Origin of the sequence: Bartonella sp. CL162QHHD (assembly GCF_042195435.1) — a bacterium.
Taxonomy (GTDB): Bacteria; Pseudomonadota; Alphaproteobacteria; order Rhizobiales; family Rhizobiaceae; genus Bartonella.
Genome location: NZ_JBHIOG010000044.1, coordinates 79,483 through 104,358 on the forward strand (window position 1 = coordinate 79,483; position 24,876 = coordinate 104,358).

20 protein-coding genes and 1 other RNA gene are annotated in these 24,876 nt (G+C 38.6%); 9 read left to right on the forward strand and 12 right to left on the reverse strand.

The genetic code is table 11. The annotated features are described in order from the left end of the window. Positions 1 to 94: 94 nt before the first annotated feature. From ACFILD_RS03840 to ligA, 3 genes are all read left to right on the forward strand, one after another. Positions 95 to 988, forward strand: coding sequence for an outer membrane protein assembly factor BamD (locus ACFILD_RS03840; protein WP_375612003.1), 894 nt, complete (start codon positions 95 to 97; stop codon positions 986 to 988). Positions 989 to 994: 6 nt separating this feature from the next. Continuing rightward, positions 995 to 2,656 (forward strand): DNA repair protein RecN, encoded by a 1,662-nt coding sequence (gene recN / locus ACFILD_RS03845; RefSeq protein WP_375658192.1) that lies wholly within the window; start codon positions 995 to 997, stop codon positions 2,654 to 2,656. Between the two features lie 112 nt (positions 2,657 to 2,768). Beyond that, positions 2,769 to 4,928 carry an NAD-dependent DNA ligase LigA gene (ligA, locus tag ACFILD_RS03850; protein WP_375637655.1) on the forward strand — a complete coding sequence of 720 codons (2,160 nt, stop codon included), beginning with the start codon at positions 2,769 to 2,771 and terminating at the stop codon, positions 4,926 to 4,928. Between the two features lie 395 nt (positions 4,929 to 5,323). Here the strand turns inward: ligA and ACFILD_RS03855 are convergent, their stop codons facing one another. From ACFILD_RS03855 to ACFILD_RS03870, 4 genes are all read right to left on the reverse strand, one after another. Next, positions 5,324 to 6,019 carry a hypothetical protein gene (locus ACFILD_RS03855; RefSeq protein ID WP_375654486.1) on the reverse strand — a complete coding sequence of 232 codons (696 nt, stop codon included), beginning with the start codon at positions 6,017 to 6,019 and terminating at the stop codon, positions 5,324 to 5,326. Positions 6,020 to 6,921: 902 nt separating this feature from the next. After that, positions 6,922 to 8,748 (reverse strand): aminopeptidase P family protein, encoded by a 1,827-nt coding sequence (locus tag ACFILD_RS03860; RefSeq protein ID WP_375664786.1) that lies wholly within the window; start codon positions 8,746 to 8,748, stop codon positions 6,922 to 6,924. 22 nt (positions 8,749 to 8,770) lie between these two features. Then, positions 8,771 to 9,640 (reverse strand): 50S ribosomal protein L11 methyltransferase, encoded by an 870-nt coding sequence (locus tag ACFILD_RS03865; RefSeq protein ID WP_375664787.1) that lies wholly within the window; start codon positions 9,638 to 9,640, stop codon positions 8,771 to 8,773. 26 nt (positions 9,641 to 9,666) lie between these two features. Further along, the gene (locus ACFILD_RS03870; protein ID WP_375664788.1) at positions 9,667 to 10,248 is read right to left on the reverse strand and encodes an SCO family protein; all 582 of its coding nucleotides are present in this window, start codon (positions 10,246 to 10,248) and stop codon (positions 9,667 to 9,669) included. A 135-nt stretch (positions 10,249 to 10,383) separates the two neighbouring features. Here ACFILD_RS03870 and ACFILD_RS03875 point away from each other — a divergent pair, with 135 nt between their 5' ends. Next, positions 10,384 to 11,013, forward strand: a complete 630-nt coding sequence (locus ACFILD_RS03875) for a DapH/DapD/GlmU-related protein (RefSeq protein ID WP_375643457.1) — start codon at positions 10,384 to 10,386, stop codon at positions 11,011 to 11,013. A gap of 56 nt (positions 11,014 to 11,069) precedes the next feature. On the opposite strand, the gene ACFILD_RS03880 is transcribed toward ACFILD_RS03875, so the two are convergent. The 5 genes from ACFILD_RS03880 to ssrA all read right to left on the reverse strand — a co-directional run bounded on the left by ACFILD_RS03880 (position 11,070) and on the right by ssrA (position 15,071). Continuing rightward, positions 11,070 to 13,409, reverse strand: coding sequence for an ATP-dependent helicase (locus ACFILD_RS03880; protein ID WP_375664789.1), 2,340 nt, complete (start codon positions 13,407 to 13,409; stop codon positions 11,070 to 11,072). A 120-nt stretch (positions 13,410 to 13,529) separates the two neighbouring features. Continuing rightward, the gene (locus ACFILD_RS03885; protein ID WP_273790764.1) at positions 13,530 to 13,781 is read right to left on the reverse strand and encodes a ribbon-helix-helix domain-containing protein; all 252 of its coding nucleotides are present in this window, start codon (positions 13,779 to 13,781) and stop codon (positions 13,530 to 13,532) included. Between the two features lie 10 nt (positions 13,782 to 13,791). After that, positions 13,792 to 13,974, reverse strand: coding sequence for a DUF4169 family protein (locus ACFILD_RS03890; RefSeq protein WP_273790763.1), 183 nt, complete (start codon positions 13,972 to 13,974; stop codon positions 13,792 to 13,794). Positions 13,975 to 13,982: 8 nt separating this feature from the next. Next, the gene (locus ACFILD_RS03895) at positions 13,983 to 14,534 is read right to left on the reverse strand and encodes an SspB family protein (protein WP_375631167.1); all 552 of its coding nucleotides are present in this window, start codon (positions 14,532 to 14,534) and stop codon (positions 13,983 to 13,985) included. A gap of 180 nt (positions 14,535 to 14,714) precedes the next feature. After that, positions 14,715 to 15,071, reverse strand: a transfer-messenger RNA (tmRNA) gene (gene ssrA / locus ACFILD_RS03900). Positions 15,072 to 15,168: 97 nt separating this feature from the next. Here ssrA and ACFILD_RS03905 point away from each other — a divergent pair. Next, positions 15,169 to 15,474: a DUF2853 family protein gene (locus tag ACFILD_RS03905; RefSeq protein ID WP_273790761.1), complete on the forward strand. Its 306-nt coding sequence runs from the start codon at positions 15,169 to 15,171 to the stop codon at positions 15,472 to 15,474. Between the two features lie 68 nt (positions 15,475 to 15,542). Here ACFILD_RS03905 and ACFILD_RS03910 read toward each other — a convergent pair whose 3' ends face one another. The 3 genes from ACFILD_RS03910 to ACFILD_RS03920 form a co-directional block, all read right to left on the reverse strand. Next, the gene (locus ACFILD_RS03910; protein WP_273790760.1) at positions 15,543 to 16,850 is read right to left on the reverse strand and encodes an MFS transporter; all 1,308 of its coding nucleotides are present in this window, start codon (positions 16,848 to 16,850) and stop codon (positions 15,543 to 15,545) included. A 653-nt stretch (positions 16,851 to 17,503) separates the two neighbouring features. Further along, complete coding sequence (locus ACFILD_RS03915) at positions 17,504 to 18,814, reverse strand: MFS family transporter (RefSeq protein ID WP_273790759.1); 1,311 nt, start codon at positions 18,812 to 18,814, stop codon at positions 17,504 to 17,506. A 960-nt stretch (positions 18,815 to 19,774) separates the two neighbouring features. Continuing rightward, positions 19,775 to 21,082 (reverse strand): MFS family transporter, encoded by a 1,308-nt coding sequence (locus tag ACFILD_RS03920; protein WP_375643461.1) that lies wholly within the window; start codon positions 21,080 to 21,082, stop codon positions 19,775 to 19,777. 213 nt (positions 21,083 to 21,295) lie between these two features. On the opposite strand from ACFILD_RS03920, the gene ACFILD_RS03925 reads away from it, so the two are divergent. The 4 genes from ACFILD_RS03925 to hflC all read left to right on the forward strand — a co-directional run bounded on the left by ACFILD_RS03925 (position 21,296) and on the right by hflC (position 24,796). After that, a complete protein-coding gene (locus ACFILD_RS03925; protein WP_273790824.1) occupies positions 21,296 to 22,090 on the forward strand; it encodes a thymidylate synthase in 795 nt (264 codons plus the stop codon). After that, the gene (locus tag ACFILD_RS03930) at positions 22,087 to 22,596 is read left to right on the forward strand and encodes a dihydrofolate reductase (RefSeq protein WP_273790757.1); all 510 of its coding nucleotides are present in this window, start codon (positions 22,087 to 22,089) and stop codon (positions 22,594 to 22,596) included. The genes ACFILD_RS03925 and ACFILD_RS03930 overlap by 4 nt, the downstream gene beginning before the upstream one ends. 119 nt (positions 22,597 to 22,715) lie before the next feature. Next, the gene (hflK, locus tag ACFILD_RS03935) at positions 22,716 to 23,855 is read left to right on the forward strand and encodes an FtsH protease activity modulator HflK (RefSeq protein WP_273790756.1); all 1,140 of its coding nucleotides are present in this window, start codon (positions 22,716 to 22,718) and stop codon (positions 23,853 to 23,855) included. Positions 23,856 to 23,857: 2 nt separating this feature from the next. Next, positions 23,858 to 24,796 (forward strand): protease modulator HflC, encoded by a 939-nt coding sequence (hflC, locus tag ACFILD_RS03940; RefSeq protein WP_273790755.1) that lies wholly within the window; start codon positions 23,858 to 23,860, stop codon positions 24,794 to 24,796. Positions 24,797 to 24,876 lie beyond the last annotated feature (80 nt).

Here is a 24,876-nt window from a genome sequence, read left to right on the forward strand (position 1 = left end):
AAATTGGTTATGTGGATTTTAAAGTGATATGGTATAAAAACTTTAATAAATTGTTTTTGCTACAAGGTGATATTCTCTGGAGGCCGGAAAAACTATGAAAAAATCTCATGTGTGCATTGGAAATATGACATATAGAAAATCTAACATTGTACGCAAGATATTGGGGGTGGTACTTTTAGGAAGCACCTGTATGTTAGCGGGATGTCTCTTTAAAGAGAAAAATACCCTTGATCCATCTGCTTATGTTTTGAAAATAGAGCCACCAGATGTTCTCTATAATCAGGCGCTTGCTAGCCTTGAAAGTGGGCGGCTTGGGGATGCATCGAAGAAGTTTTTGAAGATTGAAAAACAGTACGCTTATACAGACTGGGGGCGTAAATCTTTGGTCATGGGTGCTTTTACTAATTATCGACTCGGAAAGTATGATGATTCAATTAGTATGGCTCAACGCTATATTACTCTTTATCCAGGGTCGACTGACTCGGCTTATGCGTATTATATTATTGGTCTTTCTTCTTTCCGTCGGATTCCTGATGTTACACGTGATCAACGTGATACGAAACGTGCTATTGCTGCTATGCAGCTTCTTATAGAGCGTTATCCTAATTCTGAGTATGTCAAGGATGCTAAGGATAAAATCCGTTTTGGTCGCGAACAGCTGGCTGGTAAAGAAATGCAGATTGGCCGTTATTATGAAGAGGGGCGGCGTTACCTTGCGGCAAGTAGACGGTTTCGTACCGTGGTTGAAGAGTATTCTGATACAAATCAAATTGAAGAAGCGCTTTTCCGCTTGACTGAGGTTAATCTTGCTCTCGGCTTAACGGCGGAAGCACAGACGGCAGCAGCTATTTTAGGACGTAATTATCCCAAAAGTGAGTGGTATAAATTTTCTTATAATCTCTTGCAGAAGAATAAAATATCGCCACGTGAGCATAAATCTTCTTGGATCTCAAATGCTTTAGGTGGTGATAAGAAGAGGGTACGTTGATTCTCTATGTTGGTACAGCTTTCGATTCATAATATTGTTTTGATCGAAACGCTTGATATTTATTTTACGGCGGGGTTGACGGTTTTAACTGGAGAAACAGGTGCGGGGAAGTCTATTCTCCTTGATGCTTTATCACTTGCTCTAGGGGGGCGGGGTGATGCTTCGCTTGTGCGTCATGGTGCTGACCGCGGGCAGGTCACAGCTGTTTTTGATGTGTCTGTTTCACATCCTGCACGTCAACTTATTCGTGAGAATGGTCTTGATGATGAGGGTGATATTATTTTACGACGTGTGCAATCAAGTGATGGACGTAGCCGTGTTTTTATCAATGATCAGGTGTCTAGTGTTGCATTGATGCGGAGTGTTGGCCGTTTGCTGGTTGAAATCCATGGACAACATGATGATCGTGCGCTTGTTGATGTTGCTACACATCGCCAATTATTAGATGCCTTTGGTGGTCTTGAAGATGAAGTGGAAAATTTGCGTCAGTGTTATCACTCATGGCGTGAATTTGAGGAGCGTTTGCAACGGCAGCGTCTTAAAGTAGAGAGTGCCGTACGTGAGGTTGATTATCTTCGTGCGTGTGTAGAAGAGCTTGAAAAGCTTGATTTTAAAGTTGGTGAAGAGGAAGCTCTTTCTCTTCGTCGTGCTGATATGCTTAAATTAGAAAAAATAGCGACAGATATTAAAGAAGCGGATGATCTTTTAACGGGTCAAAAATCACCAATCCCAGTACTTTCTAATTTGGTGAGGCGTTTGGAGCGGAAAATTCCTGAGGCGCAAGAACTTATTGTACCAGTGGTGAAATCTATTGATGAGGCATTGCATGCACTTGCAACAGCACAAGAAGGTATTGAGACGGCAATACGAGCATTAGATTTTGAACCTGATGAATTGGAACGGATAGAAGAGCGTCTTTTTTCTCTTCGGGGTTTTGCTCGTAAATATCAAGTTTCAGCGGATGAATTGATTCAGTTACGCGATAAAATGGATGCAGAACTCGCTGATTTTGAAGAGGCTCAGACTATATTGACACGCTTTGAAGATGAGGCAAGACAAGCACAAAAAAAATATGATATGTTAGCGCAAGCGTTGTCAATAAAACGTCAAGAGGTTGCAAAGAACTTGTCTGAAAGCGTGATGACTGAGCTACCGGCATTGAAATTAGAGAGGGCTGAATTTATTGTTGAAATGCAAAGTGATACGGAAAAGCGGAGTGCAGAGGGATGTGATCGTGTTGAATATTGGGTGCGAACAAATCCTGGCTCACGGGCCGGTCCCATGCTTAGTGTGGCTTCTGGCGGTGAATTATCTCGTTTTTTGCTGGCATTAAAAGTTGTTTTATCTGATCGAGGATCAGCACCGACGCTGATTTTTGATGAAATTGATACAGGCGTTGGGGGGGCTGTTGCAGCGGCTATTGGGCAACGGTTGCAACGCTTATCAGAACATGTCCAAGTTTTCGCTATTACGCATGCTCCACAGGTTGCATCGAAAGCGCATGGTCATTTTCTTATTTCAAAAATTGAGAGTCATGATAAAGGACGCTTTGTTACTGCGATTCATAAAATGGAAGAGCATGAGCGTGCAGAAGAAATTGCCCGTATGTTGGCTGGAGAACAGATTACTGAAGAAGCGCGTGCAGCGGCTCAAAAGCTTCTAGCATAAAGGTAATTAGTCAGCGATAAAAATACTGGAAAGCTTGAATTTATTGAGATTCACTTGATGAGGATGCGTGTGGAAATCCTTGTGGCAGTGCTTGTAATTTGGAATAGATTTTATGAACAAAGATGCAGATAAAAATCTCACAGCTGTTGAAGCAGAACGTGAATTAGAGTGGTTGGCAAAAGAAATTGCACGTCATGATGTGCTTTATAATCGTGATGATCAGCCTGAAATTTCTGATGCAGAATATGATGCTTTGCGCCGCCGTAATGCAGAAATTGAAGCTCTTTTTCCAGAGCTTATACGTATTGATTCTCCTTCACATAAAATTGGGGCACCAATTTCTGAAAAGTTTGAAAAATCTGTTCATGCACAGCCTATGCTTTCACTTGATAATGCGTTTAGCTCTGAAGATGTTAGTGAATTTGTTGAGCGTATTCGTCGTTTTTTACGGCTTCCAGAAACACAAGTGTTGGAAATAACAGCGGAGCCAAAAATTGATGGTTTATCTTTGTCTTTACGCTACGAAAAGGGGCGGCTTGTGCGTGCGGCAACGCGTGGGGATGGAACTGTCGGTGAAAATGTGACGGCAAATGCCCGAACAATTGCTGATATTCCACAAGTTTTACAAAGTGATTTTCCTGATATCATTGAGGTTCGCGGTGAAGTTTATATGGGGCGGGAAGATTTCCAAGCACTGAATATCAGCCAACAAGAGAAGGGCAAGTTAACCTTTGCCAATCCTCGAAATGCGGCGGCTGGTTCACTCCGTCAGCTTGATTCACGGATAACCGCTAGCAGAAAACTTCAATTTTTTGCTTATGCTTGTGGTGAGGTGAGTGAAATATTGGCAGAAAGTCAAATGGAGATGATGAAAAAGCTAAAAGAATATGGCTTTGTTATCAATCCATTAACAAAAGTCTTTAAGACAGTAAAAGAAATTATTTCGTATTATCACGATATCGAAGAATGCCGTCATTCTTTAAGCTATGATATTGATGGCATTGTTTATAAGGTTAATGATTTGATGCTCCAAAAGCGTTTGGGGTTTGTTTCTCGTTCGCCGCGTTGGGCTATCGCCCATAAATTTCCAGCAGAAAAAGCGATAGCGCTTTTGGAAGATATTGACATTCAAGTTGGTCGCACGGGAGCTTTGACACCTGTTGCACGTCTTACGCCTATTACTGTTGGTGGAGTGGTGGTGACCAATGCTAGTTTGCATAATGAGGATTATATTAAGGGAATTGGTCATAAAGGAGAGCCCATTCGTGAAGGACGTGATATCCGTGTAGGCGATAGCGTGATTGTACAACGTGCTGGTGATGTGATCCCTCAAGTTATTGATGTTATCATTGAAAAACGCCCGAAAGATGCTGCTGTTTTTATTTTTCCTCATTTGTGCCCAGCTTGTGGGAGTCATGCTGTTCGTGAAGTGGGAGAAGCCGTGCGTCGCTGTACAGGGGGGCTTATTTGTCCGGCACAAGCGATTGAACGTATTCGTCATTTTGTTTCACGCAATGCTTTTGATATTGAGGGCTTGGGTAAAAAACAAGTGGAGTTCTTTTTCCATGTTCAAGATGAAGCGCTTTGTATTCATACACCAGCCGATATTTTTACGTTACAACGGCGCCAAGAAAAATCTTTGATACGTTTGGAAAATATGGAAGGTTTTGGTACTGTTTCAGTGCGGAAATTGTATGATGCCATTAATGCGCGCCGAGAAATTCCTTTGAGCCGTTTTTTGTTTGCATTAGGGATTCGTCATGTTGGCGAAGTGAATGCACGCCGCCTTGCACGTGCTTATAAAAATTATACAGCTTTTGAGACCGCGGCTATGGAAGCACTTATGCCATGTGATAAGAAAAATGAAGAAGGAAATGAGGCTTGGATGGAGCTTACCAATATCGAAGGAATTGGACCACAGGTAGGGAGCGCAATTGTTGATTTTTATCAAGAAGCGCATAACCGTGAGATTTTATCTGTTTTGCTTGAAGAAGTAACACCTCTTGATGAAGAGCCTATCATAGCAGATTCTTCACCAATAGCGGAGAAGATCATTGTTTTTACAGGAACTTTGTCGCATATGTCACGCGATGAAGCAAAAGCATTGGCAGAGCGATTAGGGGCTAAAACATCTGGTTCACTTTCTAAAAAAACAGATCTTCTTGTTGCAGGACCTGGAGCGGGCTCCAAATTGGCTAAAGCTGAAGAATTAGGTGTTGAGGTTATCGATGAAGAGGTTTGGCTACAGCTGATTGAGAAACATAATATTTAAAGGGTGTTTCCCAGAAGATCGTATACTGTTGATATGATTATCTTTCTTACATTTTTTGGGGGGATGAAATCAAAAAGGGGATAATAGGAGCTGTTTTTTGCAAAAATAGAGCGCCATATACTTTGATATTTATTAAGTTATTAAAATAATTAACGTTGAACTTAAATATTAAACTTAAACTATTATGATGAAGAATATGCAAGGTTATTATTAGTAAAAGATATAAATTATTACTGTGAAGAAAGGTAAAATTTTTGAACAAATATGTAGAATTTAATCCAAAATGCCGTAATAGAAATGTAACGCGGAAGATTACAAAATATAATAAAACATTCCGCTATAAATGAATAAGGAATATAAATGCGAGTTGTTTATTATGTTGAATTTATAAAAGATTACTGGTACCTATACTTATCAGGCATTATTAGATGGTACACTTGTCCAATTTCATTACAAAATTTCGGATATTCGCTAATGCGTCTAGCAGCATAATTTTTTTCCTGACTTCCTTCATCTCTCTCAAATTTCTCAGCATAGGAAATTTCGTTTATTAGAGCTAGTATTTGGATTGAGAATATTTCAGAATTAAATATCATTCGTGCGTATCTAAACATTGGATCTGTCGAGTTCATGACCAAATTTTTTGCCCAAATGAAATCGTTTTCTTTCCAATTATATTGAGAACGTAGCTTATGTATGTAGGTAGGTAGGGATAATGCTGGAAATTTTTTATTGTACTCTCCCTGTAATAAGTCCACAAGGCATGCACACCAAACAACTTTCGCATGGATAAGATTTATATTTTCAGGAATTAGTACTACCATCCCAGGGCTTAGAACATGATATACACCATAACTCTTATTATCCAGATATTTTTTTGCAATTTCTAGGCGCTCTTCGTATATATTATCAGGATATTGTGTCTTTACGTACTCTTCGTATAATTTATCGTACTGATTTGGAGTAATGACTTGATTTTCAGAAAATAAAGCAATAGGAATTCGCTTAAATTTAGTAATTTCCTTCAATACAGAAGGCCCAATATAGCATCCAAATAATAATATTACGGAACAAAATAAAATTATACGCATTAGGATAGTCACTTTATTTCTAAAATACTGGATAAGGAAAGGATATAGATTACTAAGATCTGTGCTTAAGATTTTGTTAACTAACAAGCTATAAGACACACGTTTTATTGTGTATTTTTCAGAGCATTTGTAAAACTCTGTAGAGAGTTTGAATCTTCTTTATTTACGTGACTGTTTTTGTGTTATCTAGTTTTTCATATCCTCTGTTATTGTTGTTAATTTTTAGCTGAATAACACATTCAGGTCAAAACACATGCCTCCATATATGTTGTTTTTATACTGTGTAGTTGGAAACTATCTATATTGTGGGTAACTTTTTTTCAACAGTAAGTAATAGTCTAGAAAATAATATTTTACTGTTAACTATGCAAATAAATAAAAAACTTTAACGCTGATGTTATCAGTATGCTCCTTCTTTTAATTCTAACTTAATTTTATTTCATAGCAGATTCTATTTTATTGTAGCAATATGTATTATAATGAATTACAACTATTGAAAATGATTCAAGAATTAAAATAATATAAATTATCATTGTGAAGCAAACAAAAAGGTAAAATTTATTCGAATAAATATGCAGAATTTTTGAATCCAAACAGCGTAATAAGCTGGTTATAATAGGTGTTTTAGAAATACGATGCGAAGGATTACAAAATATAACGAGAGTTTCCATATAAAGAAACTAGGGATATGGTAGTGTCTAGATGGTAATACCCAAAATAAGCATTAACCACGTGCAGGCGTATCTCACTCTGCTTCACCTAGGTCAGTGTTTGCCATATCAGAAAAAACGTGAAGTATCTTGTAGAAATATTTTTTGTATTTCCTGACGCAAGTACATATTTTTCTCTAAAAAAGACGGTGCTGTTTTTGTAGAAAGGGTAAAAGTTATAGGTTGCTTGATTTAAAGGGGCATTGTTGCTTCTTTTGCCCATTTTTTATCTTCTTCATTTAAGTAAGGTGCATTCATCTGATAAACGCGCGCATGGTAATCATTGAGCCATTGCCGTTCTTCTTGTGTCAAAAGCTCTGGAAGGATTAACCGTCGATCAATGGGGCAATGTGTGAGTGTCTCAAACGAGAGCATTTCTATATCTCCACCATCAATTTTTTGTGCTGGCTTTACTATCATCAAATTTTCAAGACGGATACCAAAAGCACCTTCGCGATAATATCCTGGTTCGTTTGAAAGAATCATACCGGAGATGAGTTCTTGGCATCCTTTGCGGGAAATATTTTGTGGTCCTTCATGAACAGAAAGATAAGACCCAACACCATGACCGGTGCCATGAGCATAATCAAAACCAGCTTTCCACAATGCAATGCGTGCTAGAATATCAATGTCTTGTCCACGGGTTCTTTTGGGAAAGCAAGCAGTTGAAAGAGCAATCATGCCCTTGAGAACAAGAGTGAAACAGCGTTTTTCTTCTTCTCCAATATTCCCAATTGCTACTGTACGTGTGACATCTGTCGTTCCATCACGATATTGGCCACCTGAATCAACAAGATAAAGTTCACCAGCATTGAGTTGTTTATTTGTTTGTGTTGTTACACGATAATGAATAATGGCGCCATTTTCTCCTGCTGCTGAAATTGTATCAAAAGAAAGATCTTTAAGTTTTTCTCCCATTTCGTTTGCTGTATTTATGCGAAATTCTTCTAATTTTTGAGCAGCAGAAATTTCACTTATTGACCCTGGTATTTGTTTATCTAACCAAGAAAAAAAACGGGTTAGGGCAACACCATCGCGTAGATGCGCTTTGCGTGCGCCATTGAGTTCTGTGTCATTTTTAATGGCACGTGGTAGAGCAGCAGGATCGGTAAGTGTGATAAAAGAGCTATTTTTTTCTTCAATAACAGTTCGTAATTTTTCGCATGTTAGCTGTGGATCTAAGGCAAACACGGTCCCTTTTTGAACATACTCTTTGATCTTGGGAATAAGCTGTTCTGGTTCATATAATTTTGCATAACGTTCCAGATATTGTTTCTGTTCTACACCAAGTTTTTTGCTGTCAATGAATAAGGTTGGTGTTTCGTTAAGTGGAATGAGAGCAAAACAAAGGGAAAAAGGCGTGTTGGAAACATCATTGCCCCGTATATTGAATGTCCATGCAATGGAAGAGGGGTCTGTAAAAATAAAAGCATTTGCATGAGTTTGCTGTATATCTTTGTAAATCAAAGCGAGTTTTTCATCTGTATCGCACCCAGCATATTTGAGAGGGTGAATTGATAAGGCAGATTGTGGTAATTTTGGTTGATTATGCCAGAGCAAATCAATGGGATTATGTTGAACTTCTACAAGTTTTCCACCTGCTTTCGTTTCTAATGCGTTTCTCAATGCATCGGTGGCAGCAATCGTGTGGAGCCATGGATCAAAGCCAATAGAAAGTTTTTGACCATTTTTTTCAAGCCATTGTGAGGGAGGACAAGTTATGAGATCTTCATAATTAAAAATATCAGGATCAGTTTGTTGGCGAACTTGGAGCTTATATCGCCCATCTGTAAATATGATGGCTTTGTTTTTTAAAATCAGTGCAATCCCAGCTGATCCAGTAAAGCCGGTTAACCAGCTAAGGCGTTGAGCATGAGGGGGGACATATTCTCCTTGATGCTCATCGCACCGCGGAACAAGAAAACCATCGAGTCCAAGGTGATCGAGTTCTTTACGAAGGCAAGAAATGCGTTCTGCTGCATAAGCAGGATTTGTTGTCGCCTCAAAAGATTGATACATAACGACGTCCTTTTCTTTTATTTTATTTCAGATGTATTGTAACCCATCCTTGCCGGTGGTATGTTTCGATATGCTTCATTCCTTGTTTTATATAAGTCTCCAAAACATGGGCATGTTGTTCTTCAAGAATTCCAGAGAGTATAAGTGATCCCCCTTTTTGAAGTGCTTTTACTACTTCTTGCGCAAGTTCAATAAGCGGATTAGCAAGGATATTGGCAACGATGAGATCAAAAGGGGTTCGTGATGCAATTGCATCATGGGCAAAACCTGTTGCTGTGACAGCTGTAACATATTCCTTGACACCATTGAATTCGATATTGTGTTGTGCAACTTGAACAGCAATTGGGTCAATATCGGATGCAAGCACAGTAATTGGTTTGAGCATTGCTATGCCAATGGCTAGTACACCGCTCCCAGTACCAAGATCAAGGGCATTTTGGGGATTTTCGTGTTTCATGACTTTGGCAATCATTTCTAAACAACCGGCTGTTGTTCCATGATGTCCGGTGCCAAAAGCTTGATTAGCTTCAATTTCAATAGGGAGAACATTGGCTGGAATATCGCTTCTATTATGACTTCCATGAAGGAAAAAAGGACCGGCTTGCACAGGTTTTAGTCCTTCTAGGCTTTTTTGTACCCAGTCAATATTGGGTAAAACTTCCATATTAATTTTATCAAAATCTATAGAAAGAATTTTGGCAAAACGTTTCAATGCGTTCTCTTGATTGTCTTGATCGACATATAGAGAAAGTTCATATACAGCATTTTGTTCATCTATCTCTGTAAGAGCAAGAGGATAACCTTCTTCATCAAAGGCTGTTTCTATAAGGGTATAGAACCGTTCTGCTTCATTTTTAGAAGCAGTATAATAGAGGCGAATTTGTTGCGACATGCTGTTCTTTCTTTTGATCGGTTTTTTTAGTTTAAGATGAGTTTTTTTAACCGTTCAATGGCGATTTCATCTTTTAATTCGCTATCGCTTTCTTTCGTGTCATAACGGATAACGCCAGCTAATTTTCCACCTTTTTTGAGTAAAAAAATTGCTGCTGTATGGTTATATGTATAGTTTCCATCTGTTTCAGGGACTTTTTCAGCAACGATGTTGAAAGAATTGACCATTTTATGAACTTTTTCAGGATCTCCGCTGATGCCAACAATTTTATTGTTAAAATTACTGAGATAATCATGGAGTACTTTTGGTGTGTCTCGTTCAGGATCAACAGTCACAAACCATATACCTAATTTATCAGCTTCAGGCCCAAGGGCTGTAAGCCATCGATCAAGATTCACCAGTGTGGTAGGGCAGCTTTCAGGACACATAGTGAAGCCGAAAAAAATTATTGAAGGCTTGCTTCGAACATCAGCCTCAGTAATATTTTTTCCATTAGAATCAGTGAGAGTAAAGTTATCACCTAAAGGCTTATTTGTCAGCGTATCATAAATAAAAACACCTGCAAGAAATATGATTGTCAGCCCCAAGATGCGTATTACATTTTTCATAGTTTGACTCTCTTAAATAGATCGAGAAATTGTAACATCGGCAGGTTTGTTTTGCAATGTGTGTTTCATGGTTGATTTTATTGGCTTGATTGGTATGTCTTTCCATATCTATGATGAAACATTGGTGAAAGATGCATGAATATTGAGAACGATCTTCGGTTTCATGAAAGTGAGCCTCGTATCCATACGACGGCACGGCTGCATGGTTGTAAATTAGGGCGCTATGTGGAAATTAATGAGCGGGTGATTTTACGGGATGTAACCGTTGGAGATTTTTCTTATTTAGAACGTAATAGTGAGGCTATTTATAGCGATATTGGGCGTTTTTGTTCTATTGCATCTCATGTACGGATGAATGCGTTGGAGCATCCTATGGAGCGCGTTTCAACGCATAAAATAACCTATCGTCCAAACGAATATTTTCGTTATATGGCATTAGATAGTGGTTTTCGTGAAAGGCGTTGTGCAAAACGTGTTATTATTGGGCATGATGTGTGGATTGGATATGGTGCGGTTATTATGCCTGGGGTGACAATTGGTCATGGCGCTATCATTGGCGCGAACGCTGTTATAACGAAAGATGTTTTGCCCTATACGATTGTCGTTGGGGTGCCTGCTAAACGGTTGCGGATGCGTTTTCCCAATAATGTGATAGAATGCCTTTTAGATATGGCTTGGTGGGATTGGCCGCTTGATAAAATTCACAACGCATTGCCTGATATGCAAAATTTGCCCATTGAAGCCTTTGTTCGTAAATGGAAATGACATTCAGAATAAAATAAAGTGGTTTCTTGAAAAAACTGATCGTGGTTTACTTGTAATTAAGCTTTGTTTACAAAATTGTCTAGTACACGCTTTTCTCCGGCTTTTTCGAACATTATTGTCAATTTATGATCGTCTATTGCTGTAATATGACCATAACCAAATTTTATGTGAAAAATCCGATCATTGACAGAAAAATCTGATGGTGCATGAGAGATTGTTTGAGAGATAACTTTCCCTTCAATATTCTTGTTTTTTTGTGCACGCTTTTGTCTTGCTGTTGCATAGTCAGTATAAAAGGAATCGTGATGTTGAAAGGAAGATTTTCCATAACCACCATAGGATGTTTCCATTTCTACAACTTCTATATGTTCTGCTGGTAATTCATCTAGAAAACGGGAGGGAAGAGCAGGTTGCCAAAGTCCATGAATTCTTCGATTAGATACAAACCATATATGCAAATGTTTTTTTGCTCTTGTTAGACCTACGTAAGCAAGGCGCCGTTCTTCTTCTAATCCTGAACGTCCACCTTCATCTAATGAGCGTTGGTGGGGAAAGAGTCCTTCTTCCCAACCTGGAAGGAAAACTGTTTCAAATTCAAGTCCTTTGGCTGAATGAAGTGTCATGATGTTGACTGCATCCATATTTTCATTATTTTCCGTTTCCATAACGAGTGCAACATGTTCCAAAAAACTTTGAAGATTTTCAAATTGTTCCATGGAACGAATCATTTCTTTAAGATTTTCTAGTCTTGTAGGAGCCTCTGGTGAGCGATCTTCTAACCACATGGTTGTATAACCAGAATCATCAAGGACGATCTCGGCAAGTTCTCTATGAGGAGTGTCTTGAAGCATATTTTGCCAGCGGCGGAAGCTTTCAATGAGGCTTCGTAACGCACTGCGCGCCTTAGGCTTTAATTCATCTGTTTCAATGATGTCAGCGGCAGCAGAAAAGAGAGGAACAGCACGTGCACGTGCACTCTCATAAAGAATGCGCAGGGTTGCATCTCCTATGCCGCGTTTTGGTGTATTAATAACACGCTCAAAAGCTAAATCATCAGTAGGTTGGACAACAACGCGTAAATAAGCCATGGCATCACGTATTTCCATTCGCTCATAAAAACGAGGACCACCAATGACGCGATAATTAAGGCCAAGTGTTACAAAGCGATCTTCAAATTCACGCATTTGAAATGATGCGCGTACCAATATAGCCATATGATTTAATGCATGACCGGTTTGTTGTGCGCGTTCGATTTCTTCTCCGATTGCTCGTGCTTCTTCTGCCGAATCCCATGCTGAATGAATTTTTACCTTTTCTTCCTCACTCTTTATTTGAGCAGAAAAAAGGACTTTTCCCAGCCTTTCTTCATTATGAGCAATGAGATGGGAGGCGGTTTTGAGAATATGGGATGTTGAGCGATAATTGCGTTCTAGACGAATAATTTTAGCAGAAGGAAAATCTTTTTCAAAACGTAATATGTTTTCGACTTTTGCACCACGCCATCCATAAATGGATTGATCATCATCGCCAACACAACAAAGATTAACATGTTGACCTTGAGGATGTTGGGCCAAAAGGCGAAGCCAAAGATATTGTGCTGTATTTGTATCTTGATATTCATCGACAAGAATATAACGAAATTGAGAATGATATTCGCGAAGAATATCTGGATTATGTTGGAAGATAGAGATAGAATGAAGTAGAAGGTCACCAAAATCACAAGCATTAAGATCTTTTAATCGATTTTGATAATTGTGATAAAGTTCACGTCCCATGCCGTTACCAAAGGAATGAGCATCACTTTTTGAGATATGTTTTGGTGAAAGTCCTTGATTTTTCCAAGAATCAATCATCATGGCAAGGTTTCGTGCGGGCCAACGCTTATCGTCTAATCCTTCAGCTTGAATAAGCTGTTTTAAAAGTCGAAGAACATCATCGCTATCGAGAATTGTAAAGTTTCTTTTTAAATCAACAAGTTCTGCGTGACGGCGTAAAATTTTAGCGCCAGTGGAATGAAAGGTTCCAAGCCAAGGCATACCTTCAACAACTTCTCCAATAAGTTCACCAATACGTATTTTCATTTCACGTGCTGCTTTGTTGGTGAAAGTGACAGCAAGTATTTGCTGAGGAGAGGCAAGTCCAGAGCGTAAAATGTGAGAAATACGGGTTGTTAAAACGCGCGTTTTTCCTGTACCAGCACCTGCAAGAACTAAAAGAGGTCCCTCAGTATTCATAACAGCTTGTTGCTGTTCTGGATTGAGTTGTTCTAAATAATCTGTGTTATATGATTTTTGTTCTTTTAGAGTATGGGAGAAAAAACCAGAGCTCTTCTTATCATGGTCTGGAGGGGAATCTTCTTCAAAGAAAGGTATGGTGTGATCAGAAAAATTACTCATTATCTCTCTTTTGTAGTCTTTTTTTTATTGAAGTTCTAGATTAAAAAAACTTCTCTTAAAAAGTCACAACAGTTTCAGTTAAACAGACAGAAAGAGAACGTAAAAAAATAAGCACAAACATTAAAGGCGCTGGGTGAGAACGCTTTGAAGGGCATAAACGCGTAACGAAGCCGAAAGATTTACTTGTTGTGGTCTTTTGCTATCAATATCGGTGATAATAAAGGCTAAAGATTGTCCTTTTTGGCGGGCTATATCTTTTAGAATATCTAAAAATGGTGGTTCTAAAGAGACGCTTGTTGCGTGTCCATCAACGCGAACAGATATCTTTCGTGGAATGACTTTTGACCAATCGATAGAATTATTTTCGTGCATTTTTCCACCTTTATTCGTCGTTTCGTAAACGATTTTGATCAAGAAATTTTTGCGTTTTTAAAGATTTTTGTTGCTCAAAATTTTTTTCAGTTTTTGTTCGTCCAAAACGATAACGATTTTGCTCAGCACGAAGAGATTTTTCTGTACGTTTTTTTTGTTTTCGAAATTGGCGAAGATTAATCAATTCAGTCATGAGAAAAATTATTTTTTCCGAAAGGAATCTAAAGAGACAACATCAGCACTTTGACTTTGTTTTGCATCGTTATTTGAAGGTTCTTTGTTTGTACTGAGATTTTGTTCTTTTGTAAGCGTATTTTCTATTTTTTGTTTGTTTGATAAGGTAATGGGCGTAGTTGAGGTATTTTCTGAATTTTCACTTTCTCCAGAGGTCAGATTTGAGGGCAGATCAAATGCTGCTTCAAATGCTGCTACAGGATCATAAAAGACCTGAATGGAAGTAAAAGGAATCACGAGCTTTTCGGTTATTTCCCTGAAAGAGAGGGTTACTTCGAAAGCTGTTTCTGAAACACTGAGATCTCTAAATTGATGTTGTAAGACGATTGTCATTTGCTCGGGATAGCGATTTTTTAGCCGAGGAGAAATTTTAACGCCTGGGGCATTTGTCAAAAAAGTTATAAAAAAATGATGATTTCCCGGAAGACCTGCTTTGGCAACTTCCGATAAAACTTTACGGATAACTCCACGAAGCGCATCCTGAACGAGAATATCGTAACGGATTTGATCTTTAACCATCGAAGTTTATTCCTTTTATTTCACGTAGCAGAATGGGGCGTATTGATATTGTGTGACAGAATATATTTTAAATTAGCAGTATTTTTTCTACGATGCACCTCAATAAATCGAATAAATACGAAACTCTATGGTAAATAATGTCTGATAACGTCTGAAAGATCAATCAACAACATTTAAAAAAGTGAAGGCTTCTGTTGCCAGGTGCCTCCGAACCCCGCTTAAACCTGCGACGGTTTAAGGCTCAAATTGAAACATTCACACCACCTTAAGCGGCGAGACGTGCTTCCGCATAGTTGTCATTTGCAACTACTCATTTAGCCCGATAACGGTGGTACAATGCCGAGTAAAAGAGCGATCTTTACACCCTTGTCGATCCTATTTCGCCCCCACCAAAATATAACTTTGGTTTCTTATATTTTGGTGGAGGCGCCGGGTACCGCCCCCGGGTCCAATAGGTTTATTTCACCGTCCATTTATTACCATAGCTGGTAAACCAGCCCTCTAAATATAGATGAAGAACAGTCTTAGGAAAAGGGGGGGTTGTTAATATTTTTAATCCTCTAATTATTTATGGAGCTATATGATGCGGCTGTAAAGTATAGTCCGCTCATTTTTGGAGAGGAGATGATGCAAAATGACAAATAATTTAGCAGATATTAAACTATATGATTCAAATCCCGATGAAGCAGCAGTAGAACGACTTAGCCGTCGTTTAGCTTTAGTGATGAAAAAGCAGGATGCAGCGCTTGTTGCTACATCGGATCCAAAAGAGTTAGAACGTGTTGAAAAATGGGTTCAAGATGTTTTAGAAGCCGATGAGAAGAGTGCTAAAATGGCTGTTTCAAAAGTGGCTGAGATGATGTCTGGAGAGCGTAGAAAAAGTCGACTGACTTTTTATTATCTAGTTGCTAAGCACCTTAATGCACTTCATAAAATTTAAACAATATTAAATTTGTGATAATGATAAAAAAAGCCCAATTTCTTGGGCTTTTTCGTTGATAAAAAGGGTTAATGTTTTTCATCCTCTTGGAGGTAGCCTCCTTTACGCATACTCGGGACAAAGAGAAGAGCAATGAATGCCATGATCATCACGACGGTTATATAAAAATAAAAGAGTGATTCATGACCGTACTTTTTTAATCCAAGCGCGACGTATTCAGCAGAACCACCAAATAAGGCGTTGCCAATGGCATGAGAGATGCTAACGCCTAATGCGCGTATTGAAGAGGGAAACATTGCTGATTTGACGACACCAGAGATGGATGTATACATGCTCATAATGAAGAGCAAGCCAATAATGACGGAAAAGGCAACCCATATACTATGCGTATTACCGATTATCCAGAGTCCAGGAAATGTAAAGATGACAGAGAGTATACTCCAAATGATAAGTAAAGTTTTTGTTCCAATTTTATCGGCTATGATACCAGCTATGGGTTGGAATAGGATGAAAATAAATAGTACAGCTGTCATAATCGTTGTTGCGGTATGTTTATCAAAGCCGGTGGTTGTGATTAGATATTTTTGCATATAAGTCGTAAAGGTGTAAAATGTGAGTGATCCTCCTGATGCAAAGCATGCAATTACGACAACGGCTTTTGTATGCTTGGTGAGAAGTTCCTTAAGACTGCCAGAGTGTTTGTGAGAGCGGCTTTCTTTCGTGGTTGTTTCGTGGAGAGAACGACGCAGATAAATCGCAATCACTGCCCCGAAACCACCAATCACAAAAGGAATGCGCCATCCCCATGCTTTTAACTGATCTTCAGAGAGATAAGATGCTAGAATAAATATAATGAAGCTGGCAAGAAGTTGACCTGTAATAAGGGTGGCTGATTGGAAAGAAGCAAAAAGCCCACGATGTTTTTTGAGAGCAACTTCGCTCATATAAGTGGCTGCTGTACCATATTCACCACCCGCTGAAAGTCCTTGCATCATTCGAGCTAAAAGTAAAAGGATTGCTGATGTTATTCCTAAGGTTTCATAGGTGGGAAGTATGGCGATGAAAAAAGAGCCACCACACATCATAAAAATGGATATAAGCATCGAGCGTTTACGTCCATAACGATCGGCGACAAATCCTAAAAACCAAGCTCCAATAGGGCGCATAAGAAAGCCAATAAAAAACACACCCGCGGTTTTTAACAGTGGCGTAATCGTATCACCATCGGAGGGAAAGAATTGTGATGCAAAATAAATTGATGCAAATGAGTAAACGTAAAAATCATACCATTCTACGAGATTTCCTGATGCGCTTGCTATAATAGCAAAAACACGTTTTCTTGCATCCTGTGATGCTGAAGTTGTTTCATTTTTCATGAATTGTTCCCCTTTTGGATTTATATTTTATATTTTCTAAACATAATTGTTTATGATTTCCAGAAAAATTCAATTGTATTATAATAATTTCTTAGGGAAACTCTTTAAGATGATTTATTAGAGTTATGTTGTCATTCGTTTTAAGATTTTTACTTGTGTTATAGAATAAAAAGTTATCACGTTGCATTTAAAGGGAGAGAACATTGAAAAGTAGATCAAGATACCTTTAAACTTTATGAGAAGAATGCAATTATTGGCATACCGGAAGATTATAGAAGAGATGGTCTTTATGAGCAGAAAGCCCAAAAACTGAAGACATTTCATAAAGCTTAAATAATGTAAAAGGGGATTTTGTGTCCTTGCTTATCTTGTTGTATCACCACACATCATTATTTAGGAGGGGGAGGTAAGGCTCATATAAGGTTTTCCGTATGAGGTGTTTTTCAGATATCATGATAAATATTTAGGGTAGGGCTTGCCTATAGAATCTTATCAAGTAAATTACATAAAGAGGGCAGTAACTATAGACAATTTAAGAGAAACTGAGTTGTTTGTAAGACGAATGCGGGGCAGAATTTTCGTTCTTTGTTAGGATGGAGAGGAGATAAAAAAAGCCCAATTTCTTGGGCTTTTTTTTTATCCAGAAAATAAGTTTAATGAAGTCTATCGTCTTTATCGAGATATCCTCCTTTATCTATATCGGGCATAAGAAGAATAGAGATGAGTGCAATGACCATCATACCAACTATGTAAAAAAAGAAAACAGATTCGTATCCCATATTTTTTAATCCAAGCGCTACATATTCGGCAGAACCGCCAAAGAGTGCGTTGCCAATGGCAAAAGCAAATCCAACACCAATTGCTCGGATTGAAGCAGGGAACAATTCTGCTTTTATGATACCAGCAATGGACGTATAAAAACTCATAACACAGAGTATTCCAATAATGATTAAGAGTGCTGTCCATGGATTATGGGCATTACCGATCATTTTAAGTACAGGGATAGTGCAGATAATGGATAATAGCCCCCAACTAATGAGTGAAGCTCTTGCTCCAATTTTATCGGCTAGGGAACCAAAAAGGGGTTGGAGTAGCACAAAAATAAAGAGGGCGGCAGTCATTATCGTTGTTGCAGTTTGTTTATCAAAGCCGGTGGTTGTGATCAGATATTTTTGCATATAAGTAGTGTATGTATAAAATGTGAGTGATCCACCAGCTGTAAAGCCAACAACCAAAAAGAAAGCTTTTTTATGATTGCGAAAAAGTTCTCGAAGACTACCAGCATGTTTTTCAGAGCGGCTTTTGTGGGTTGTTGTTTCATGGAGCAAACTACGCAGATAAATTGCAACGATTGCTCCAAAGCCACCAATCACAAAAGGAATACGCCATCCCCACGCTTTTAACTGATCTTCAGTAAGGTAAAGGGCTAAAATAAATATTATAAAACTTGCGAGAAGTTGACCTGAGATCGTTGTTGCATATTGAAAAGAAGCAAAGAGCCCGCGACGATTTTTGGGTGCAACTTCGCTCATATAAGTTGCTGCTGTACCATATTCACCTCCAACGGAAAGTCCTTGAAACATACGGACAAAAAGGAGAAGGAATGCTGCTGTTATTCCCAAGGTTTTATAAGTAGGAAGTATGGCAATGAGAAAAGAGCCACCACACATCATAAAAACAGAAATAAGCATTGAGCGTTTACGTCCATAACGATCCGCAATGAATCCAAAGAGCCATGCTCCAATTGGACGCATAAGAAAGCCAATAAAAAAGATTCCTGCTGTTTTTAACAGTTGTGTAACGATATCTTCATCTTCAGGAAAAAATTGTGAGGCAAAATAAACCGATGCAAAGGAGTAAGCATAGAAGTCGTACCATTCTACCAGATTTCCTGATGCGCTGGACATGATAGCAAAAATACGTTTCCTTGTATCATGTGGGTCTAAAGTTGTTTGATTATTCATGAAGTATTCCCCTTTTAGATTTATAACTTTTCTTCTTTTTAAAGCTATTTACGATGTGCATTATAAAAACGCCATTGTACCATGATAATTTTTCAGGGAAACATAAAGATTTTTTCTAGAGCTATCAGTGCTGTTTTGGGCTTATGGTGTTGTTATATTGCGTAAATTATGCGCTTTTTACTATCCTTAAGGAAATATTATTTTTTGTTTGATTGTGAATTATTTGCATATGCAGAGTGCTTATGAAGATATGATACTCTTTAGTTTATATGCTTGATGTTGTTTCGTAAAATGATGTTATTGACTATTGCATGCGAGGTTGGTGTATCAGTTAAAATACTTTTTAGGAATGATCTTAAGTGTTAAGGGGGAGTACAATATTAAGAGTTCCTCAATAGTATAATGATAGCGGCTTGCACTTTTATTAAGTGTAAAGAGAGTGATGCCCATGTTTATACTTTACGGGGCTTTTACGTTATGTCATTCACGGGTGTCGTTGTGAAATGGAGTTGGGTGCATTGAGAAATGTTTCTCAAAAAAGTGTGCGAATTCATAATATAATGGTATTTTCTATTTTTCATGAAAGGATTTGTTTTGCATGAGGGGGGTACTATTAAGAACGTATTAAACAAAATCATGAGTGTAATCTTTATTATTGATAAAATTTCTTGAAAGATAATCACTTTTCTTCAACGTTGAGTGGGAATGGGAATATTAAAATAAATCAAACGTTTTTTATCTTCAGTGAATTAAATTCAGCAAAAGAAGTATTTATTACATAATAATATGAAGCCATTTGTTTTTATAAGCGGCGTGTGTAGGAGGGAACATTGCTTCTTTAGAGTGTTTGAAGGGATAAAAAACTGTGAGCTTTAAACTTCTATTGGAAAGAATATAAAAAAGCCCAGAATACTGGGCTTTGCTTTTTTTGTTGAAACCCTTGTTTGTTAACATTAAAGGTTAATGAATATCGTCTCCTTGTAAATACCCTTTTTTGCGAGCATCTGGCATTAAGAGAACAGCAATGAATGCAATAATCATCATGCCGGTTATATAAAAATAGAAGACAGATTCATATCCAAGATCTTTTAATCCAAGCGCGACATATTCAGCAGAACCGCCAAACAGTGCGTTGGCAATAGCATAAGAGAGCCCAACTCCTATTGCTCGTACTGAAGCGGGAAACATTTCTGATTTTACAATGCCAGAGATAGATGTATAAAAGCTCATAATGCAGAGCATTCCAGTAATGACTGATAAAGCAATCCATGTACTATCAGTATTACCAATCATATTAAGTCCAGGAATGGTAAAGATAATAGATAAGACACTCCAAATAAGGAGAGAAGTTCTTGTTCCAATTTTATCTGCGAGAGAACCAAAGAGGGGTTGGAGTAACATGAAAACAAAGAGTGCAGCAGTCATTATAGTTGTGGCTGTATGTTTATCAAAGCCGGTGGTTGTGATCAGATATTTCTGCATGTAAGTCGTATAGGTGTAAAATGTGAGCGATCCTCCAGCGGTAAAGCCGATAACTAGAAAAAAAGCTTTTCGGTGGTTGCTCAGAAGTCCCCTAATACTACCAGCTTGTGCACTAGAACGACTTTCTTTGGTCGTTGTCTCATGGAGTGTGCGGCGTAGATAAATCGCAACAATTGCGCCGCATCCACCAATAGCAAATGGAATACGCCAGCCCCACGCTTTTAGCTGATCTTCGGTGAGATAAAGCGCTAAAATGAATATAACGAGACTGGCTAGAAGTTGACCACCAATCAGTGTGGTATATTGGAAAGAGCTAAAAAATCCGCGGCGATTTTTGAGGGCGATTTCGCTCATATAAGTTGCTGTTGTACCATATTCACCACCGACAGAAAGCCCCTGAAGCATTCTGAGTAAAAGTAAAAGAATTCCTGCTGCCACTCCAATGGTTTCATAGGTAGGAAGTAGGGCGATTAAGAACGAACCACCACACATCATAAAAACAGAGATAAGCATTGAGCGTTTGCGTCCGTAACGATCGGCAATGAAGCCAAAAAGCCATCCGCCGATTGGGCGCATAAGAAAACCAATAGCAAAGACACCAGCCGCTTTTAAAAGTTGCGTAACGACATTGCCATCTGAGGGAAAGAATTGTGATGCAAAATAAATAGATGTAAAGGAATAAACATAAAAGTCATACCATTCTACTAGATTACCTGATGCACTGGACACGATAGCCCAGATACGTTTTCTTGTATCATGTGGTTTTAAAGCTTCTTGTTTTTCCATAGTCGATCCCTTTATTTGATGTTTATCCATCTTTGTTCATTTATGTCATTTTTTTAGAAGCTGTCTATAGTATTTTATCTTTTGCATCAAAAATTTAGTCAGATCATGATAATTTCTTGTGTAAGATGTTTTTGGAAAAAGATTTGAATTATGTTTGTACGGATTTTACAGTTTTTATTTTCTATAATGAGAAGAATCGGACATAATAGCCCTATGAAGTCATATCTTGCTCTTTTATCTCATGTTTTAAATCAGGGTATTGATCGGACAGATCGAACGGGTGTTGGCACGCGATCTATCTTTGGGTATCAGATGCGCTTTGATTTACAAGCAGGATTTCCGTTGTTGACAACAAAGAAGCTACACTTACGTTCAATTATTTATGAGCTTTTGTGGTTTCTTAAAGGCGATACAAATATCGCTTGGTTGAAAGAGCATGGTGTGTCGATTTGGGACGAATGGGCTGATGAAAAGGGAAATCTTGGTCCTGTTTATGGTTATCAGTGGCGTTCTTGGCCTGCTCCTGATGGACGCCATATTGATCAAATTAACAATCTTTTAACGATGATTAAGGAAACGCCAGATTCTCGTCGCTTGATTGTATCAGCTTGGAATCCTGCATTAATAGAGGAAATGGCGTTACCTCCGTGTCATTGTCTTTTTCAATTTTACATTGCGGAGGGTAAATTATCTTGTCAACTTTATCAGCGTTCGGCGGATATTTTCTTAGGTATTCCATTCAATATTGCATCCTACGCATTGCTAACGATGATGATTGCGCAAGTAAGCGGTCTTAAAGTAGGCGATTTTATTCATACTCTGGGAGATGCTCATCTTTATTCTAATCATTTTGAACAGGCAAAATATCAATTGTCTCGTATACCAAATGCTTTGCCATGTATGCGCATAAATCCAGCGGTAACAGATCTTTTTTCTTTTCAATTTGAGGATTTTGAGTTGCTTAATTATGAAGCACAACCTCATATTAAAGCGCCGGTAGCAATATGACGATTTCCATTTGTTTAATTGCTGCTGTTGCAGAAAATGGTGTTATCGGTCGTGAAGGTGCAATGCCGTGGCATTTATCGACGGATTTGCAACGCTTTAAAGCTTTGACGTTGCGTAAGCCCATTATTATGGGAAGAAAAACTTGGGATTCTATCGGGAGACCTTTATCAGGGCGTACAAATATCGTCATTACGCGTGATTGTACCTTTTGTGCTGAGGGGGCTGTTGTTGCTCACTCTTTATCGCAAGCTTGTTCTCTTGCAACAAGCGTTGCTTCTCAAAATGATGTAGAGGAAATTTTTATTATTGGTGGTGGTGCAATTTTTCAACAAGGGTTGCATATGGCTGATAAAATATTTCTTACAGAAGTTTTAGCTTCTATAGAAGGTGATAGTTTTTTTCCTGTTTTTGATAAAGAAAAGTGGACTATTGTGCAAACACAAGATATTCCAAAAGGGGATAAAGATAGTCATCCGACACGTTTTGTTGTTTATGAGCGGAAATAATTTTTTGTAATATGAAGTGGAAGGGGTTATCAGTTGTATTGTAATGAGGTAAGAGACACCCTATAAGATCAAGCAAATGGTTGGTGTTCGAGTAGTGGTAATCAGTTAAAGAGGTGATAATGCCCTGGACAAATCAAAATGGTGGTGGCCCGTGGAGTGGCGATAAAAACAGTGGTGACAAAAAAACACCAGCTAAGAATCTCTTTGGTTCTGGTGGCGGTAATGGTGGCGAAAATGGTCCTAATCTTAATGATATTTTGCGCAAAGGGCAGGATCAGTTTAAACAATTCGGGAGAAGCAGTTTTTCTGTTTTATTCCTTCTGCTTATTGTGTTTTTTTGGCTATACCAGTCAATTTATATTGTTCAGCAAAATGAACAAGCGGTAGAGTTGCGCTTTGGCATCCCTAAAGAAGGCATTATTGGTGATGGGTTGCATTTTCATTTTTGGCCAATTGAGACCTATATGAAAGTACCTTTAACGGAAAAAACAATTGCGATTGGTGGGAAGCCTGGTCAGGCGCAACAAAGTGATGGCTTAATGCTTTCAAGTGATCAGAATATCGTTAATGTTAACTTTTCCGTTTACTATCGGATTTCATACCCTAGTCAGTTTTTATTCAATGTGAATGATCAAGAGGGAACAGTCCGCCAAGTTGCTGAGAGTGCAATGCGTGAGGTCATTGGTTCGCGGCCGGTTGATGATGTTTTACGTGACAAGAAAGAGGAAGTTGCTAATGACGTCAGAAAGATTATTCAGTTGACTGTAGATAAATATCAACTTGGTGTTGAAATAAGTCGTGTGTCTATCAGTGAAGCTGCTCCTCCGACAAAGGTTGCTGCTGCGTTTAATTCTGTTCAGCAGGCGGAGCAGGAACGTGGAAGAATGATTGAAGAGGGGAATCGTGTGCGTTTTACGAAAATTGGTTTAGCAAATGGTGAAGCTTCACGCACACGGGAAATCGCAAAAGGTGAAAAGGCACAAATGGTTGAAGAGGCAACAGGGCGTGCTGAACGTTTTCAGGCGATAGCTCGTGAGGCTGCGATTTCACCAGAAGCTGCTCGCTATCGTCTCTATATGGAGACGATGGGGCGGATTCTTTCTTCACCAAATAAGCTGGTTCTTGATCAGGCAAATTCTCCAGCGGTGCCTTATTTACCTTTGAACGAATTGTTGCGTAGCAAGTCATCGGAAAAAGTAAAGGCAACATCAGCGCGTCCTGCGTTACTCTTAGATTCTCGTATTTCTGGAGGAGATTAATTATGCAGCAATCTCGCTTTTTGTTTGTTTTTAGTGCTATAGTGTTTGTTTTGATGATTTTGTGGATGTCCGTATTTATCGTCTATCCTCGTCAACAAGTAGCAATTAAGCGTTTTGGACAAATTGTTCAGGTAGAATCTAATCCTGGAATCTATTTCAAGGCGCCCTTTATCGATAAGATGATCATTGTTGATAATCGGTTATTGCGTTACGATGTTCCTACACAATCTGTACAGGTTCGTGGTGGTGCGTATTATGAGGTGGATGCGTTCTTTATTTACCGTATTACAGATCCTAAGTTGTTTTTACAGCGCATTGCTTCTGGGCGTCCACAAATTGCGGCACGTGAAAACCTTGCACCACGGTTTATTGACGCTTTGCGTGCTGTTTATGGTAAGCGAGAATTTAAAGCAGCCTTATCGGATGAACGAGGCGCGATGATGGCTGAAGTACAGAAGCAGTTTTCTGTAGATGCAGGTTCGTTGGGTATTACCATTGTTGATGTGCGTATTCGTAAAACCGATTTGACTGATGCTGTTTCAGAAGATGTCTATCGGCAAATGGCAGCTGAACGTGAAGCTGCTGCGGAAAATATCCGTGCTCGTGGTCAACAAGAGCGAGATCGTATTGTAGCAGAAGCTAATCGTGAATATGAAGAAATTGTAGCAGCGGCAAAGCGTGATGCTGAAATTACTCGTGGTGAAGGTCAGGCTGAAAGTATTCGTCTTTTATTGAATGCGAGGGAGGCTAATCCGTCTTTTTACGATTTTTGGTTGGCGATGGAACAATACAAGAATTTAGAGAAAACACCGATGGTGATTTCTCCAAATGAGGATTTCTTTTTCTATTTTCGTAATCCGCCGCAGGCAAATAAAGCATTCTTACCGACAATGAATACTGGCATTAGTAAAACTGATCCAAAATCGGGAGAGAATAGATAAAATAATGGATTGCAGATACGAGATTTTGCATGAAAAGAATGATCTGTGACCATTTTCTTTTATGGTAAAAGTGGTAGAGA